Genomic DNA, 15,979 nt, shown 5'->3' with positions numbered 1-15,979 from the left:
CATGGCCGACAAGGCGGACCGCAAGGCCGCCAAGATCATCCGGTATGACAAAGACGTCGAGACCCGTATCGCCACCATCACCTTCGATCGGCCCGACTACCTGAACGCACCGACGATCGCTGCCCGGCGGCGCTACGCCGACCTGCTGCACCGCGCCGGTGTCGACGACGACGTGAAGGTGGTGGTGATCCGCGGCGAGGGCGCCGACCTGGGATCCGGTGCCGACCTCGAGGAGTTCATGGCAGCCAAGGAGTCGGCGGACCCGGCGGCGTTGCTCGCCGAATTCGGTATCGGGGCAGGCGAAGTCACCTACCCGCCGAAGGGGTCGTTCCGCCACGGCGGCGCCATCGGACAGTGGTATGCGAATCCGAACTCCGGTATCCGCGGGCTGCAGGACTTCAAGAAGATCAGCATCGTCGAAGCCAAAGGCTACTGCTACGGCTGGCACTTCTATCAGGCCGCCGACGCCGACCTGGTGATCGCCAGCGACGATGCGCTGTTCGGGCATCCGTCCTTCCGGTATTACGGCTGGGGACCGCGGATGTGGTGGTGGGCGCAGACCATGGGCATCCGCAAGTTCCAGGAAATGGTGTTCACTGGACGGGCTTTCACCGCCGCGGAGATGTACGACTGCAATTTCCTGAACAGTGTGGTGCCGCGCGGGCAACTCGAAGCCGAGGTCGCTAAATACGCTCTCGCGTGTGCCCGTAACCGGCCCACTGACACCGTGTTCATGCAGAAGACGTTCTTCGAGATCATGAAGCAGTTCCAGGGTGAATACCTGGGCAGTGTGCTCGGCGGGTTCTTCGAGTCGGCCGGCGGCGCTGCCCGGGCCGACACCGGCGACTTCTCCCTCGATGCGGCAATCGAGCGGGGTCTCGGCGGCGCGGTCAAAGACAATGACGACAAGTTTCCGCCCGACTGGCGGTTGAGCAAGAAGGCACGCAAGGGCCAGGGCCGAAAGAAGAAGCGGTAGTGGTCGATTCGCCGTTGACCGGTTTCACGGTGGTCGATCTGTCCACCGGTATCGCGGGCGGTTATTGCACCAAACTGCTGGCCGACGGCGGCGCCGACGTCGTCAAAATCGAACCGCCCGAGGGTGATCCGCTGCGATCCTGGTCGGCGTCGGGTGCGGACCTCGGAAAGGACGGCGCAACGGACGGCGCGTTGTTCAGCTTCCTGGCCGGGTCGAAGTCCAGCATCGTCGCCGACCCAGCGAGCACGGGCGACATCGACCTGGTCGACCGGGTGCTGGCGTCCGCGGAGGCCGTGGTCTGGTCGCCGGGATCGGCCGTGGCCGAAGCCTTTCCGCCCGAACAGATCGGGGAGCGTCATCCGCATCTGGTGGTCACTTCGATCACGCCGTTCGGCCGACGCGGCCCGTGGCGGGACCGCGCCGCCACCGAGTTCACCCTGCAGGCCTGGTCCGGGGGAATCATCGGGCTGGGCCGCGGCGTGGCCGACCGCGCGCCGGTGTTCGTCGGCGGGCAGGTCGGGGAGTACCTGGCCGGCGCCTACGCCAGCGCGGCCATCCTGGCCTCGCGCTACCAGCGCGACACCGACGGCCAACTCGTCGACCTGTCCATGCTGGAGACCCAGATCCTCGGCCTCACTTACTATCCGGTCACCTACTTCGAGATGCTGGGGCGGCCGTGGCGCGATGCGCGGCGGCCCACAGTGCCGGGTGTGGCCGCCGCGGCGGACGGTCTGGTCGACCTCGGCTGCGGGACCGCGCAACAGTGGTTCGATCTGTGTGCCATGGTCGGGCACCCGGAGTGGATCGACGAGAACTCACCGCTCACCATCACCGAGCAGGCCAATATCCATGCCGACGAGATCTACGCCTGGGTACGCAGCCAACGGGTGGACGACATCCGCGAACTCGCCACCGCCTTCCGGATCCCGAATGCACCGGTGGCCAATGGCGCCAACGTCATGTCGCTGGACCACTTCGTCGAGCGGGGCACGTTCACCCGCAATCCGCGCGATGGGTTCTTGCAGCCCGGTCATCCCTACCGGATGCGACCCGCTCAGCTTCGGCCGCCGGGACCCGCACCCCGGCTGGGTGAGCACACCGCCCGCTACCGGCAAATCGACCCGGTGGCCCGCCCGTCTCTCCGGCGCCGAGAGACGTTGCCGCTGAGTGGACTTCGCGTCCTGGACCTGACGACGTTCTGGGCGGGACCCTCCTGCACACATTTCCTGGCCATGCTCGGTGCTGAGGTGATCCACGTCGAATCCACCCGCCGGCCCGACGGCACCCGACTGATAGCCGGCATACCCGTCACCGAAGAGTTGTGGTGGGAGAAGTCACCCATCTTCGCCGCCCTCAACACCAACAAGAAGGGCATCACCCTGGACCTGCAGCACCCGCGCGGACGGGAACTGCTGCACCGTCTGATCACCGGTTGCGATGTGATCGCCGAGAACTTCACACCCCGGGTCCTCGATCAGATAGGCCTGGATTTCGCTGCGGTGCAGGCCCTTCGGGCCGACGCGGTGCTGATGCGGATGCCGGGCTTCGGCCTCGACGGACCCTGGCGCGACAACCCGGCATTCGCCTACGTCATCGAATCGGCCTCGGGCGTGAGCTGGTTGACCGGCTACCCCGATCGCACCCCGTTCGAGCCGTATTCGGTCGGCGACCCCAACGCCGGCGTGCACGCGCTCAACGCGCTGCTGCTGGCACTGGAACACCGCCGCCGCACGGGTCAAGGAGTGTTGGTCGAAGCGGCCATGGTGGATGCGGCCCTCAACATCGCCGCCGAGCAACTCATCGAATACTCCGCCTACGGCGCACTGCTGCAACGGTCGGGCAACCGGGGGCCGACCGCCGCCCCGCAGAACCTGTACCTAACCAAAGACGTCGACGAGTTCGGTCGTCTGGACAGCTGGGTGGCGATCGCGGTGGCGACCGACCAGCAATGGAACCGGCTGTGCGCGGCGCTCGAATCACCCTCGTGGGCAACCGATCCCGCGCTGGCCACCGCGGCGGGGCGACGTGAGCAGCACGACTACCTCGACAAGCAGCTGGCGCGCTGGTGTGAGACCCGCACCGGTGACGAGATCGTCGACCGGCTGTGGGAAGCCGGGGTGCCGGTGGCCAAGGTCATGCAGCCGCACCGCCAGACGGAACTGGCTCAGCTGGCCGCGCGCGACTTCTTCGAGGTCGTGGACCATCCGGTGTGCGGCCCGGCCAGGCTCAGCACCGTGCCCATGCGACTATCCGAGGGACCGCAGCGGTTTCACACCCGGCCCGCACCGCTGCTGGGACAACACAATCACGAACTGCTGACCGAGCTGGGATTGACCGACACCGAGATCGCCGACCTGGAAGCCGACGGTGTGATCGGCCGGGCGCCCGCACGCTAGTGGCGCCAGCCCTCGGCGGCCTGCTCGTCGAAGGTCCGGTCGATGCGCTCGAAGCGTCGGCGGATGGAGGCCCGGGACGCCTCGTGCGGTAGCACGTAGAGGCGGTTGGCCGCGATGGCGTCGGCGGTCAGACGGGCGAAGTTGTCGACGTTGACGGTCTCGTCCTGTGCCGGCAGCGCACCCAGGTCGTTGGCCGAGTCCGGCGACGAGTCCAGTGCCTGATCCGCCCCGCGGATCCGCTCCGAGTTGGACACCAGCTTGGTGTCGATCACCATGGGGCACAAGACCGAAACTCCGATGTCGTTGGGCGTGAGCTCGCGAGCCAGCACTTCGGCGAGAGCGACGACTCCGTACTTGGCAACTCCGTAAACTCCGAGGCCGGCGTTCGGCACCAGTCCGGCGAAGGACGCGGTGAAGGCGATGTGGCCCCCCGCCCCTTGCTCGATCAACCTCGGCAGAAATGCTTCGACGGTGTGAATGGCGCCCCACAGGTCGATGTCGATCACCAGGCGCCAGTCCTCGTGCGTCATCTGCGCGATCGGGCCGCCGATGCCGATGCCGGCGTTGCTGAACAGCACATCGACCTGCCCGAGCAATTGGAAAGACTCATCGGCCAGGTTCACGACCTCGTCCAGATGCCGGACGTCGCACACCACGCCGTGCGCCTCGAATCCTTCGCCGCGCAGCCGCGCAACGGCCTGTTCCAGACCGGTTCCGTCGATGTCGGCCAGGACAAGCTTGGCCCCGCGGCGCGCGAACTCCGTCGCGGTGGCCAAGCCGATGCCGCTGGCACCGCCGGTGACGACCGCCCCGCGGCCTTCGTAGCTAGAAATTCCGCCCATAGGGACGGACCCTATTTCAGGCAGCTACCCGCATCGACAGGCAGGGTGACACCGGTGACGTAGCGGGACTCGTCAGAGGCGAAGAACAGCACCGCGTTGCTGATGTCCACGGCATCCACCCACGGAACCGGCAGCGTGTGGAACATCTGGCAGATCGGGGCCATGTCGTCGGGACCGGGGTTCTCCAGGTCCGGCCGGAACAGCTTCCACGTGCCCTCGTTCATGATCATCCCGGTGCTGACGTGGGTGGGATGCACCGTGTTGACCCGAATCATGTGGTGTCCCAACTCGACTGCGAACGAACGCATGATGCCGACCACACCGTGCTTGGCCGCCACGTAGTTGCCGCAGTGCGGGTACGCCTTCAGTCCGCCGACCGAGCTGGTCAAAATGATCGAACCACCGTTGCCGCCCTTGATGAGATGCGGCACACCGGCTTTCACTGTCTTCCACACGCCGGACAGGTTCACGTCGATCATTTCCTGCCAGTCGTGCTCGCTGCACTGGTCCAGGGTGTCGCCGCCGTTACCGATCCCGGCGTTGGCGACGATGATGTCCAGCCGGCCCAACTCGTCGACGCCGGCATCCACCGCCGCCTTGAGTCCGTCGTAGTCCCGCACGTCCACTTCGGCGGTGAAGATCCGCCGGTTGAGACCTTTGACCAGATCGGCGGTCTCGGCCAGGTCCTCCGGGGTGGCCGCCGGGATGGGACTGGTCTCCACGACCCGCTTACAGACGTCGATGGCGATGATGTCGGCGCCTTCCTGCGCCAACCGCACCGCGTGGCTGCGTCCCTGACCAAGTGCCGCCCCGGTGACGAAGGCGACTTTGCCTTCTACACGTCCAGACATGTTTCTCTCCTTAGTTGGCTCGACCGGCCTCAGCCGAGCACGGCCGGCATGGATTCCCAACCCCGAACCGTCGACGTCGGGGAAAGTTTTGCTTCGGTGAGGTCGACCTCCCACTCGGGGAAACGCTTCAGGATCTCCTCGAGCGCGATCCGGCCTTCCAGACGCGCGAGCGCCGACCCGAGGCAGTAGTGCGTGCCGACACTGAACGTCAGGTGTTGGTGCGGCTCCCGCCGAATGTCGAAAACGTCTCCGTCAGGCGGGAATTGGCGGTGGTCGCGGTTGGCCGCTCCGATGAGCATCATCATGACGCTGCCTTCGGGCACCTTTTGGCCGTAGTACTCCACGTCCCGCGTGACGTAGCGGGCCACGTGTGGGGCCGGCGGTTCGTAGCGCAGCAATTCCTCGACGGCGGCCGGGATCAACGCCGGGTTCTCCGCCAGCGCACGGCGTTGATCCGGATGCTCGGAGAGCACCTTGCCCGCCCAGCCGATCAGCCGGGTGGTGGTCTCGTTGCCCGCACCGGATACGACCGTGATGTAGGTGAGCAGTTCGTCGCGGCGCATACGGCGTACCACGCCGTTCTCGTCCTCGAATTCGGCGTTGAGCAGTTCGGTGGTCAAATCGTTGGAGGGGTGCTCCGCGCGCCAGTCAATGTACTGCCCGAAGAACTCGCCGCTGAGCATGGCTTCGGCCGAGAACTCCATCGGCTTGCCGGCTTCGGTACGCATCTGCGCGTTGGCGAAATCGCGTGCGGCCTCTTGATCTTCCTCGGGCACACCCAGCAGCATCCCGATCACCCGCATCGGCATCTGCGCGCCCAGATCGTTGACGAAGTCGAAACGTCCGGTACCGATCAGCGGATCCAAACTGCGGGCGCAGAATTCGCGGATCTTGGGTTCCAGGTCGTTGATCTTGCGCGGAGTGAACATGCGGGACAACAACTTGCGGTGGATGTCGTGCACCGGTGGGTCTTCGAAGATGAGCACACCCGGCGGCATCTCGATGTTGGCGCGGATGAGTTCGAGGATGGCGCCTCTAGCCGAACTGAACGTCTGATAGTCGACGAGCGCGTCGTTGACGTCGGCGAAGCGGCTCAGAGCGTAGAAGTCGTGCTGCTCGTTGTAGTAGAGCGGCACCTCCTCACGCAGCCGCCGAAACATCGGGTAGGGGTCGGCGTTGAGCTCGACGTCGTAGGGGTCGAAGTAGACATCGTTGAGTGCGCTGTTGGGTGCGCTGACTGTCACGGGTAACTGCCCTCTCGCCGGAACCGCGCCCGCTCCCCGGGGAAGCGCGGTCATGCCGCCTGTAGAACTCTGTCATCACTCACCAACGAGTGTCAACGTGGAATCCATTTTGGCTATTTACGATTCTTGGTATCAGAGAATATCATTCTCGTCCATTTAGCAACGTGCGATATTCGCTCATTGGCGAAATGGGCTCGTGGAATTCCGGCCCCGCGACGGGGAATTATTTGCCGGCGAATCCCCGTGAGCAGAAGTCCCACACCTCGTCGGCGGTGATGGGATGGGCCGTATCTTCGTCAGCGCCGCCGCTGGACTGCGCGATGAACATCACGGTCTGCATGGTCATGGCGGCGGCCCGCTTGGGATTGACGTCGGCGCGCAATTTGCCGGCCTCCGCGGCGGCTTCGGTCAACTCGGTGAGCAAAGCCAGCAGCGGTGCATGTGCTACCTTGACCTCGGTCGGATGCGTGACCAGCAAACGGGGCGCAAAGTCGGTGAACAGCGGTCGTCTGGCCATGGGGTCGGGCCGGGAGGCTTCGTAGAGCAACTCCACGGCGACCTTGAGGCGCTCCAGCGCGTCGGTGTGACTCTCGGTCGCGGCACGGATCTGGTCCGCGGAGCGGCTCAGAGCGTCCTCGAACAGGGCGAGCAGCAACTCGTGCTTGCCGTCGAACTGCAGGTAGAAGCTGCGCAACGACTGGCGCGACCGGTCGACGACCTCTTGGACGGTGAAGTCCGTGCTCCCCTTTTCGATGATGATGGCCTGCGCGGCGTCCAGGAAGCGCTGCACGCGCTGCGCCGCCCGCAATTTCGCGGTCTTGATGGAGCGTTCGACGGCGCGCTGTTTCCAGGCCGGCTCTTCACTGGGGTTTGTCACGGGCGGCTCAGATGATTGTCGCGCTGGGAGAACATGGTTGGACTGTACCGGAGAACGCCGCGCCATCGCTGTGCTCAACCTCCTCGCGGACGGTGACTAGGAGATTGTAACTTCCTCACGACGAGAATACTATTCTCTTTGACGCGTGTTTGGGAAGCAGATTTCCGAGAACAGGGGCTCGGGAGAGCTCTGGACAGCTAGGAGCGAGCGCCGTGCAGCTGAGTTTCGACGCCGACATCGAGGCATTCCGCGCCGAATTCATTGCGTTTCTGGACGAGCATCTGCCGGACGGGGCCGAGGGAATCGAGCGGCCGCTCTCGTGCTCGCACCTGCCGGAGTGGGCGGTGCGCTGGCAACGCCGAATGTTCGACCACGGCTGGCTACTACCCGGGAATCCGCCGGAATTCGGCGGCCGCAACGCCACTTTGCTGCAGCAGTACGTGTGCGCCGAGGAGTTGGCCCGGCGGCGGATCTACCGCAGCTTCAATCCCCAGGGTGTGGGGATCATCGCCGCGTCGCTGCTGTCGTTCGGCACCGACGAGCAGAAGCGGCGCTGGGCGGTGCCGATCCTGCGGGCCGAGATCACCGCCTCGCTGGGCATGAGCGAGCCCGGCGCGGGGTCGGACCTGGCGTCGCTGAAGACCAAGGCGGTGCTCGACGGAGACCATTTCGTGGTCAACGGTCAGAAGGTCTGGACTTCCGGCGCCCACCACGCCGACGTGTTGCTGACGTTCGTGCGCACCGATCCCGACGCGCCGAAACACAAGGGCATCAGTGCCCTGATGATTCCGACGGATACACCCGGCGTGGTGCGGCGACCGTTTCCGTCGGTGTGTGACCACGACGACGTCGAGTTCAACGAGGTGTTCTTCACCGATGCGCGGGTGCCGGCCGAGAATCTGGTGGGCGCCCTCAACGGCGGTTGGCGGGTGGCGACCGGTTCGCTGGGCCACGAACGCGCCATGCTGTGGATGGATTACGCCAACCTGTTGGACCAGATGACGGTCGACTACACGCCGTCCGGGGTGCTGGAACGGGATCGTTACGCGACGCTGGTGATGGATGCCCGGGCGATGCATCTGCTGGGGTCGGCGGCGACGGCCCGTGCCGCCCGCGGCGAGGAGGACGTGCCCGCCCAGTCGGTGCTCAAGCTGCTGGGATCCGAAGCCCTGCAACGCGCTTCGGAGGAGGCGTTGCACGCCACCGGCGCCGACGGCCTGGTACATCCTGCGGTCACTGCGCAGTTCGCGCCGCTGGACCTCGACGCCCACAGCGGCAGCTGGTTCGACCGGTACGCGCGCAGCTTCGCCGGCACCATCGCAGGTGGCACTTCGGAGATCCAGCGCAACATCATCGCCGAGCGGATACTGGGACTGCCGCGCAATTAGTTATCAGCCTGCGCGAGTGTGAATCTCACGACGGGCCGACGGCGTGTCACGTCGTGGGATTCACACTCGGCGTTAGAGGTGGGCCAGGCGGGGCGCCGAACCCCGCTGCCGCAGTACCGCCCCCGCCTCGCGGGTCAGTTCGCGGGAGCTGCCGAGCAGCCCGTCGAACAGCAACGCCCGCTTGACGTGACGATGCAACCGGTGTTCGGCGGTGAAGCCGATGCCACCGAGCACCTGCTGGCAATGCCGTGCTGCGGTCAGCGCCGCCTGACCGGCAGCGGCTTTGGCCAGCAGGCTGGCCAGTTCGTCGTCATGGTCCGCGGCAACCTGCAGGGTGGCCTCGGCGCCCTCGATCGCGACCAGCGTTTCGGCGAGCCGGTGCCGCACGGCCTGGAAAGAGGCGATGGGACGGCCGAACTGGACACGGTCGAGGGCGTGCTGACGGGCCAGCGCCAGCATGGCCCGGCTGGTGCCGACCAGCCACCAGCCCAGCGCCCGTCGACCCGCGGCCAGCACCGAGGGCGTCAGGGGCTCTCCGGTGGGCACCCGGTGTATCGGAATGTCGTCGTCCAAGGCTGACGTGTCCTGGTCGGTGCGTTCCCAGACCACCCAGGACCCGCCGGCGTAGGGCAGCGGCACCGGCTCGCCACCCGGCTGCCCTACGACGTCGTTCAGAACCGAGGCGTGCGCGCCGGTTTCGCCGAGCAATCCGAAGACCAAAGGTATTGCCGTGTCGGGGATCTCGTCCAGCATGTCGAGCCAGCCCAACTCTGCCAGCGCGGAGTCGAGTCGCGAACCGGAATGCGCATTCATCGCGGTCCGCAGCGAATCGGCGATCATGCGCAGTTCTTCGGGATCGGTCACACCGTCACTCCTTCCCGAGATCCAACAGCCGGCGGGCGATGATGTTGCGCTGGATCTCGGCGGTGCCGCCATAGATGGTGGCCGCGCGGGAGTACAGGTACTCGGGCCGCCACGGCGTGTCGTCGAGTTCCAGCGCGCCTGGCAGCAGGTCGTGCACGGTGTCGTAGAGCTTCTGCTCGGCGCCGGCCAGCAGCACCTTGTCGATGGAGGTGTCCGGGCCCAATCTGGCCCCGTCGGCCAGCCGGTGCTGGGTGGCGCGGGACCGGCAGCGCAGCGTATGCAACGCGAGATAGGCTGCGCCCAAAGCGGATTCGTCAGCGGCAGTCACTTCGGATATGAGTGCGTCGAAACGTGAGTACAGATAGGCGATCCGCTGCCAGAAACAGGTCGAGCGTTCATAGGGCAACAGATCCATCGCCAGGCGCCAGCCGTCTCCCGGCTTGCCGAGCATCCGGCTGGACGGGACCACCACGTCGTCGTAATAGACCTCGCAGAATTCGTCGACGCCGTGCATGGTGTGCAGCGGCCGGACGGTGATGCCCGGTGTGTCCATGTCGACGAAGAACGCGGTGATGCCGTCATGGCCGGGCGCGGTGCGGGTGAGCAGGACGCACCGGGTGGAGTACTGCGCGAAACTGGTCCAGACCTTCTGCCCGTTGACGATCCAGTTGTCCCCGTCCTGGGCGGCGCGCGTGGTCAGCGAGGCCAGATCGCTTCCCGACCCCGGTTCGGAGAACCCCTGACACCACTGCTCGCGCCCGCTGAGCAGCAACGGCACCATTTCGGCAGCGAGTTCGGTTGGCGCATAATCGATCATCGTCGGGGCGAGGACCTCCAGCATCGAGTAAGGGCCGGGCTCGGCCAACCGCCGGCCGACCACCTCCTCGCCGACGATCGCGCGCAGCAGAGCGGGCCCACCCAGCCCGCCGACTTCGACCGGCCAGCCGTAACGCATCCAACCCGCGTCGTACAGTGCCTCGCTGACTCGGGCGAATTGCCGCATATGACCCTGCAGCGAATGGTCGGGCCCAGGCGTTAGGTCATGGTCGTCGAGCCACGCGCACAAATCGGCCCGGAACTGCTCGACCGTGACGGTGCCAGAATTCACGGCGTAGGGCGACCGACGGCGTGCGGGCGCCCCGAGTCGTGCACCCCGCTACGTCGAATGAATGTCATGGCACGGGTTTTCAGCCGCCAGCCATCGGCGGTCCGCAGATAGGTGTCGCGGTAGTAACCGATGCGCATGTCGTGTGCCGAGTGCTCGATGAAGCACAGCGGCTGGGTGCCGGTTGCCGTGTCGCCATCGAGATTCTCGACCAACGAGGTGCCGGTCATGAACAGGCCCTTGGGTGCGGCGGCCACCAGTTCCGGGAACCGGTCCAGGGTGTAGGTGTCGCCGAACGCGCTGTAGGTCCCGTCCGGGGTGAAGACGCCGACGAGTCCGTCGATGTCACCCTGGGTGATGGTTACCGCGTATCGAGCCAGTAGCTGCTGGATCTCGACCAAATCGTCAGTTCTGGTTGGCATAGACCTTGCCGCCTTTCATGACAAAGCTGACGTTACGGGTAACGGTGATGTCTTCCAACGGGTTTCCCGGCACCGCGATGACGTCGGCGAGCATGCCTTCGGCCAGCCTGCCCAGGTCTTTGGAATTGATCAGATCCGCTGCCGTCACGGTAGCGGCGCGCAGCACCGCCAACGGCGGCAGGCCCCAATCCACCAGGGTGACGAGTTCGTCGGCGTTCTTGCCGTGCGGTATCGCCGGCGCGTCGGTGCCGACCGCGATCTTCACCCCGGCCTCGTAGGCGGCCTTGATCGACGTCTTGGCCTTCGGAAACATCTCGGCGGCCTTGTCCTGCAACTCTTTCGGGGCGTGCGACACGTCCATCGCCTCGGCGAGCCGACGGGTGGTCACCAGGAACCGGTCGTTGTCGACCAGCATCTGGATCGCCTCGTCGTCCATCAGGAAGCCGTGTTCGATGCAGTCGATACCGCAGGCAACGGCGTGCTTGACCGCTTCCGCTCCGTGCGTGTGCGCGGCGACGCGCAGCCCGCGCCGGTGCGCCTCGTCGACGATGGCGCGCAACTCTTCGTCCGAATAGTGTTGTGCGCCGGCCTCACCGGTCAACGACATCACGCCGCCGGAAACGCAGACTTTGATCAGCTGCGCGCCGTGCTTGATCTGGTAGCGCACCGCTTTGCGGATCTCGTCGACCCCGTTGGCGATGCCCTCCTCCACCGTCAGCTCCAGCGCGTGCGGCGCAAACGCGGCGAACATCGTCGGGTCCAGATGCCCACCCGTCGGCGTAATCGCATGTCCGGCAGGCACAATCCGTGGACCCTCGATCCAGCCCGCGTCGATCGCCTTGCCGAGTGCCACATCCAGCAGGTAGCCGCCGGTCTTGACGAACAGCCCGAGGTTGCGCACCGTGGTGAACCCGGCACGCAGCGTGCGCCGGGCGTTGCCGACCGCACGCAGCACCCGGGTCGGCGGGTCGTCTTGAACCTGAGACAGTCCCGGCCGCTCGCCGCGACCACCCATCAGCAGGTTCACCTCCATGTCCATCAGCCCCGGCAGCAGGATCTGATCCCCGAGATCTATTGTGTCGCCCTCGGGTTCACCTCCGACGCCGACGATCCGGTCACCGTCGATCCGCAGGATGCCGGGCCGGACGATATCTCCGGCGTCGACGTCGAGCAGCCCGGCGGCCTTGAGCGTCAGCACCGGTTAAATCACCGGTTCGCGAAGGACTTCAACCCACGCCGCGCCGCTGTCGGGCACCCGGGGCTGCTTCCAGGCCTCGATCGGGAACGACACCATCACCAGCGACTGCATGATGTGCATCAGGGTCTTGGCATCGTCGGGCAAGTCGTCGATCGGGAACTTGTCGCAGTACGCGATCACGTCGTTGAGCAACGGGAACGCGACGTCGTAGAAGTCCTGCATCTCCGACATCGACGAGGCCAACCGCTTGGCGTAACGCTCGGGCTCGGTGGCCAGATCCCAATCCAAATACGGCTCCAGGGCCGCGAATTCAGACGGTAGCGACATTGCGCTGGTGCTCCTTGACGTAGTTGGCGGTGGTGTGGTGCAGATGGCGGATCAGCACTTCCTGGTCGCACAGCAGGAATTCCTTGACCGCCCGGGTGCCGATCATGGTCTGGGTGGCTTCCAGGGTGTTGGCGTCCTGCAACGCGTACTCCTTGAATGTCACGGCGGCCAGCTCCTGGGCCAGGCGTTCCCGCGCATTGCGCGGCGGCACGAAGTACAGCGACGATTCGAAGATGTGTTTGTCCACCGCGGTCGGCCAGTAGTGGTAAGTCAGGTACCAGCCCGGCTCCCAGATCAGCAGCATGAAGTTCGGATAGAACAGCCACGAGTCGATGCCCCACTGCGGCACCCGCTTCACGTTGACACCCGGTGGTAATTCCAGGTTTTCGATGATCTCCGGCTTGTCCCACGGGCCGAACAGACCGCTGCGCAGCACCTGGTCCATCGGCTTGACCATGGACATGTCCGACGGCGGCGCCTGACCACCCCACGTCGACTGCAGGTTGTGCGGTCCGGCCAGTTCGTAGTGCAGCGCCTCGTAGCCGAACTTCTGGATCTTGGCAGCTTCTTCCTTGGTGTACTGCCCCTGGTGCAGGATCGGCGCGTGGTAGAACTCGACGAACGCGTCGATGAACAGCTTCCAGTTGCTGCCGACCTCGGCCCGGTAGGAGTAGGTCTCGGTCATCTCGCCGAAGGGATAGCCTTCGATGCTCTTGGCCAGCGGTCCGAGGTAGTCGGTCAGCGGCGCGGCATTGTCGTCGAAGTTGATGAAGATGAAGCCTTCCCACACTTCGCAACGGACCGGCGCCAGGCCGAACTGGCTCTTGTCGAGGTTGAAGAACTCGTCTTCCTGTTGGACGAAGGTCAGATCGCCGTCGAGGCTGTAGCGCCAGGCGTGGTACTTGCAGGTGAACTGCCGGCAGGTGCCGGAGGTCTCCTCCTGCGGAAAGTCGTTCCACACCAACTTGTTTCCGCGGTGCCGGCACACGTTGTGGTAGGCCTTGACGGTGCCGTCCTTGGTCTTGGTGATGATCACCGAAGTGCCTTTGCCGGCTGACGGCAGCTCCCTGGTGAAGTAGCTGCCGGTGCGCGGGAGGCGTTCGACCCTGCCGACGTTGAGCCAGGTCTTGCGGAACACCGCGTCGCGTTCGGCCTCGAAGAACGCCGGGTCGATCGAGTCGGTGTAGTCGACTGGTTCGGTTCCCAGTTCGGGATAGTTCTCTGTCCAGCTGCCGGCGGCTGGCTTGGGGAAGTGGGCCACTTCTACCTTCCTTCGTGGTCGTTTTCGAGCTGTACGCCAAAAGTGTTGAGGGCCATGGCCAGCATGGTGTAGGAGCCGACCGTGAAGACATAGTCCATCCGCTGGCGGTCGTCGAAGCGCTCGCCGAGCGCTGCCCAGGTTTCGTCGGACAACTCAGAGCGCTCGTCGAGTTCGTCCACACCGGCCAGTACCACGCGCTCGAAAGCGTCGAGATCGGTGGCGGTCACGTCGGGTGCGCGCGACGCCTCGATCTCGGCGTCGGTCACGCCCTCCCGTTTGGCCAGATCGACGTGGTGGGTCCATTCGTAGGCGCACTTGCGCCGGTGGGCGACGCGCAGGATGGCCAGTTCGCGGATGCGTGGCGGCAGGGTGGAGGAGAACAGCAGATGGACGTTGAACTTGAGGAACGCCTTGGTCAGGACCGGGTGGTTGACCAGGGTCGCCAGGATGTTGGAGGCGTCGCGCGGATTGCGCCGTTCGGCGGGCAGCATGACGGCCAGCGCCCCTTCGACAGCCTCGTCCCACCGGTCGGCGGGCAGTGGCGGCAGACGCATCGCGGCGACGGTCCTCTCGGTGTTCTTCTCACTGAGCGAGAATCCTATTCTCATTTCCAACCAATAGACTTGCACGGATCGGTCGGTTGGTCAATCCTGGCGCGAGCGGATCGGTGCCGTCGGCGCATGGTCATCCGGATTCGACGGGATCGTCGCCGCTGCCCGGGGTCGATTCGCCCCCGTCGTCAGGTGCGCGAAGCCGCGGAGCCGTGTCCCGCCGACTATGCTGGATGTTGATTCTCGCTGCATGAGAAGCTAGTTTTCATCCTATAAAGAGCTTGGCTTATGTGCGGCTCGTCGATTCCAGCCTGGGGGCCGCCCGTTCCAGACCCGAGCACTCAGAACGATCTATTCGAGAATGTCGAGGGAGCCATGAACAAAGAAGACATGATTCTGATCAGCGTCGACGACCACACCGTCGAGCCGCCGGACATGTTCAAGAATCATCTATCCAAGAAGTACATCGACGACGCTCCGCGGCTGGTGCACAACGCCGACGGCTCGGACATGTGGAAGTTCCGCGACACGGTGATCCCGAACGTCGCCCTCAACGCCGTCGCCGGCCGGCCCAAGGAGGAGTACGGCATCGAGCCGACCGGGCTCGACGAGATCCGGCCCGGTTGCTACAACGTGGACGAACGGGTCAAGGACATGAATGCCGGCGGCATCCTGGCCTCGATCTGTTTCCCGTCGTTCCCCGGCTTTGCGGGCCGGCTGTTCGCCACTGACGACCACGACTTCTCGATCGCGCTGGTGCAGGCCTACAACGACTGGCACATCGACGAGTGGTGCGGCGCGTACCCGGCTCGGTTCATCCCGATGGCGATCCCGGTGATCTGGGATGCCGAGGCGTGTGCCGCCGAGGTGCGCCGGGTGTCGAAGAAGGGCGTGCACGCACTGACCTTCACCGAGAACCCGGCCGCGATGGGCTACCCCAGCTTCCACGACGAGTACTGGAACCCGCTGTGGAAAGCCTTGGTGGACACCGACACCGTGATGAACGTGCACATCGGTTCCTCGGGCCGGTTGGCGATCACCGCGCCGGATGCCCCGATGGACGTGATGATCACGCTGCAGCCGATGAACATCGTGCAGGCCGCCGCCGATCTGCTGTGGTCGCGGCCGATCAAGGAGTACCCCGACCTGAAGATCGCTTTGTCGGAGGGCGGCACCGGTTGGATTCCGTACTTCCTGGAGCGCGCCGACCGCACCTACGAGATGCACTCCGCCTGGACGCACCAGGACTTCAAGGGCAAGCTGCCCAGCGAAGTCTTCCGTGACCACTTCCTGACCTGCTTCATCAGCGACAAGGTCGGGGTGGCGCTGCGCAACATGATCGGCATCGACAACATCTGCTGGGAAGCCGACTACCCGCACAGCGACTCGATGTGGCCGGGCGCGCCCGAAGAGTTGTGGGATGTGTTGTCCCTCAACAATGTTCCCGACGACGAGATCAACAAGATGACCCACGAGAACGCCATGCGGTGGTACTCGTTCGACCCGTTCACCCACATCTCGCGTGAACAGGCGACCGTCGGTGCGCTGCGCAAAGCCGCCGAGGGGCACGACGTGTCCATCAAGGCGCAGGGCCACGACAAGGACAGCCGAGGCGGTTCGTCCTTCGCGGACTTCGCGGCCAACGCGAAAGCTCTTACCGGCAACAAGGACTGAGAG

The 15,979-nt window shown here is 65.2% G+C and carries 15 protein-coding genes and 1 pseudogene; 5 read left to right on the top strand and 11 right to left on the bottom strand.

Features of this window, described 5'->3' with window-relative positions; translation table 11 throughout:
- The first annotated feature begins 1 nt into the window (after position 1).
- Positions 2-976 carry an enoyl-CoA hydratase/isomerase family protein gene (locus tag AC5Y47_RS08315; RefSeq protein ID WP_499943443.1) on the top strand — a complete coding sequence of 325 codons (975 nt, stop codon included), beginning with the start codon at positions 2-4 and terminating at the stop codon, positions 974-976.
- Positions 976-3,372: a CaiB/BaiF CoA transferase family protein gene (locus tag AC5Y47_RS08310; protein WP_499943442.1), complete on the top strand. Its 2,397-nt coding sequence runs from the start codon at positions 976-978 to the stop codon at positions 3,370-3,372. The genes AC5Y47_RS08315 and AC5Y47_RS08310 overlap by 1 nt, the downstream gene beginning before the upstream one ends.
- Here AC5Y47_RS08310 and AC5Y47_RS08305 read toward each other — a convergent pair.
- The 4 genes from AC5Y47_RS08305 to AC5Y47_RS08290 all read right to left on the bottom strand — a co-directional run bounded on the left by AC5Y47_RS08305 (position 3,369) and on the right by AC5Y47_RS08290 (position 7,186).
- Complete coding sequence (locus tag AC5Y47_RS08305; RefSeq protein ID WP_499943441.1) at positions 3,369-4,214, bottom strand: SDR family NAD(P)-dependent oxidoreductase; 846 nt, start codon at positions 4,212-4,214, stop codon at positions 3,369-3,371. The two genes, AC5Y47_RS08310 and AC5Y47_RS08305, sit on opposite strands and share 4 nt — an antisense overlap.
- 11 nt (positions 4,215-4,225) lie before the next feature.
- Positions 4,226-5,065: a mycofactocin-coupled SDR family oxidoreductase gene (locus tag AC5Y47_RS08300; protein ID WP_499943440.1), complete on the bottom strand. Its 840-nt coding sequence runs from the start codon at positions 5,063-5,065 to the stop codon at positions 4,226-4,228.
- A gap of 29 nt (positions 5,066-5,094) precedes the next feature.
- Positions 5,095-6,309, bottom strand: a complete 1,215-nt coding sequence (locus AC5Y47_RS08295; RefSeq protein ID WP_499943438.1) for a cytochrome P450 — start codon at positions 6,307-6,309, stop codon at positions 5,095-5,097.
- Positions 6,310-6,532: 223 nt separating this feature from the next.
- On the bottom strand, positions 6,533-7,186 hold the full coding sequence (locus AC5Y47_RS08290; protein ID WP_499943436.1) for a TetR/AcrR family transcriptional regulator: 654 nt from the start codon (positions 7,184-7,186) through the stop codon (positions 6,533-6,535).
- 212 nt (positions 7,187-7,398) lie between these two features.
- On the opposite strand from AC5Y47_RS08290, the pseudogene AC5Y47_RS08285 reads away from it, so the two are divergent.
- Positions 7,399-8,052 (top strand): annotated as a pseudogene (locus AC5Y47_RS08285) (acyl-CoA dehydrogenase family protein); the annotation flags it as partial.
- A 96-nt stretch (positions 8,053-8,148) separates the two neighbouring features.
- Positions 8,149-8,574: an acyl-CoA dehydrogenase family protein gene (locus tag AC5Y47_RS08280; RefSeq protein WP_499943671.1), complete on the top strand. Its 426-nt coding sequence runs from the start codon at positions 8,149-8,151 to the stop codon at positions 8,572-8,574.
- 72 nt (positions 8,575-8,646) lie between these two features.
- Here the strand turns inward: AC5Y47_RS08280 and AC5Y47_RS08275 are convergent, their stop codons facing one another.
- From AC5Y47_RS08275 to AC5Y47_RS08245, 7 genes are read right to left on the bottom strand one after another with little or no spacing between them, the layout of a single operon-like run.
- Positions 8,647-9,414, bottom strand: a complete 768-nt coding sequence (locus AC5Y47_RS08275; protein WP_499943670.1) for an acyl-CoA dehydrogenase family protein — start codon at positions 9,412-9,414, stop codon at positions 8,647-8,649.
- 28 nt (positions 9,415-9,442) lie between these two features.
- Positions 9,443-10,546: an acyl-CoA dehydrogenase family protein gene (locus AC5Y47_RS08270; RefSeq protein ID WP_499943435.1), complete on the bottom strand. Its 1,104-nt coding sequence runs from the start codon at positions 10,544-10,546 to the stop codon at positions 9,443-9,445.
- Complete coding sequence (locus AC5Y47_RS08265; protein WP_499943434.1) at positions 10,543-10,965, bottom strand: nuclear transport factor 2 family protein; 423 nt, start codon at positions 10,963-10,965, stop codon at positions 10,543-10,545. The genes AC5Y47_RS08270 and AC5Y47_RS08265 overlap by 4 nt, the downstream gene beginning before the upstream one ends.
- Positions 10,949-12,163, bottom strand: a complete 1,215-nt coding sequence (locus AC5Y47_RS08260) for a metal-dependent hydrolase family protein (protein ID WP_499943433.1) — start codon at positions 12,161-12,163, stop codon at positions 10,949-10,951. The genes AC5Y47_RS08265 and AC5Y47_RS08260 overlap by 17 nt, the downstream gene beginning before the upstream one ends.
- A 3-nt stretch (positions 12,164-12,166) precedes the next feature.
- Positions 12,167-12,490 (bottom strand): hypothetical protein, encoded by a 324-nt coding sequence (locus AC5Y47_RS08255; protein WP_499943432.1) that lies wholly within the window; start codon positions 12,488-12,490, stop codon positions 12,167-12,169.
- Positions 12,474-13,751, bottom strand: a complete 1,278-nt coding sequence (locus tag AC5Y47_RS08250; RefSeq protein ID WP_499943431.1) for an aromatic ring-hydroxylating oxygenase subunit alpha — start codon at positions 13,749-13,751, stop codon at positions 12,474-12,476. The genes AC5Y47_RS08255 and AC5Y47_RS08250 overlap by 17 nt, the downstream gene beginning before the upstream one ends.
- A 2-nt stretch (positions 13,752-13,753) precedes the next feature.
- On the bottom strand, positions 13,754-14,305 hold the full coding sequence (locus tag AC5Y47_RS08245) for a carboxymuconolactone decarboxylase family protein (protein WP_499943669.1): 552 nt from the start codon (positions 14,303-14,305) through the stop codon (positions 13,754-13,756).
- Positions 14,306-14,677: 372 nt separating this feature from the next.
- Between AC5Y47_RS08245 and AC5Y47_RS08240 the strand changes: the two genes are divergently transcribed.
- On the top strand, positions 14,678-15,976 hold the full coding sequence (locus AC5Y47_RS08240; protein WP_499943430.1) for an amidohydrolase family protein: 1,299 nt from the start codon (positions 14,678-14,680) through the stop codon (positions 15,974-15,976).
- Positions 15,977-15,979: the final 3 nt, after the last annotated feature.

This window comes from Mycobacterium sp. NGS22 (genome assembly GCF_059813095.1).
Note: the sequence above shows the minus strand (reverse complement) of the source record. Positions and strands in the feature narration are given on the sequence as shown.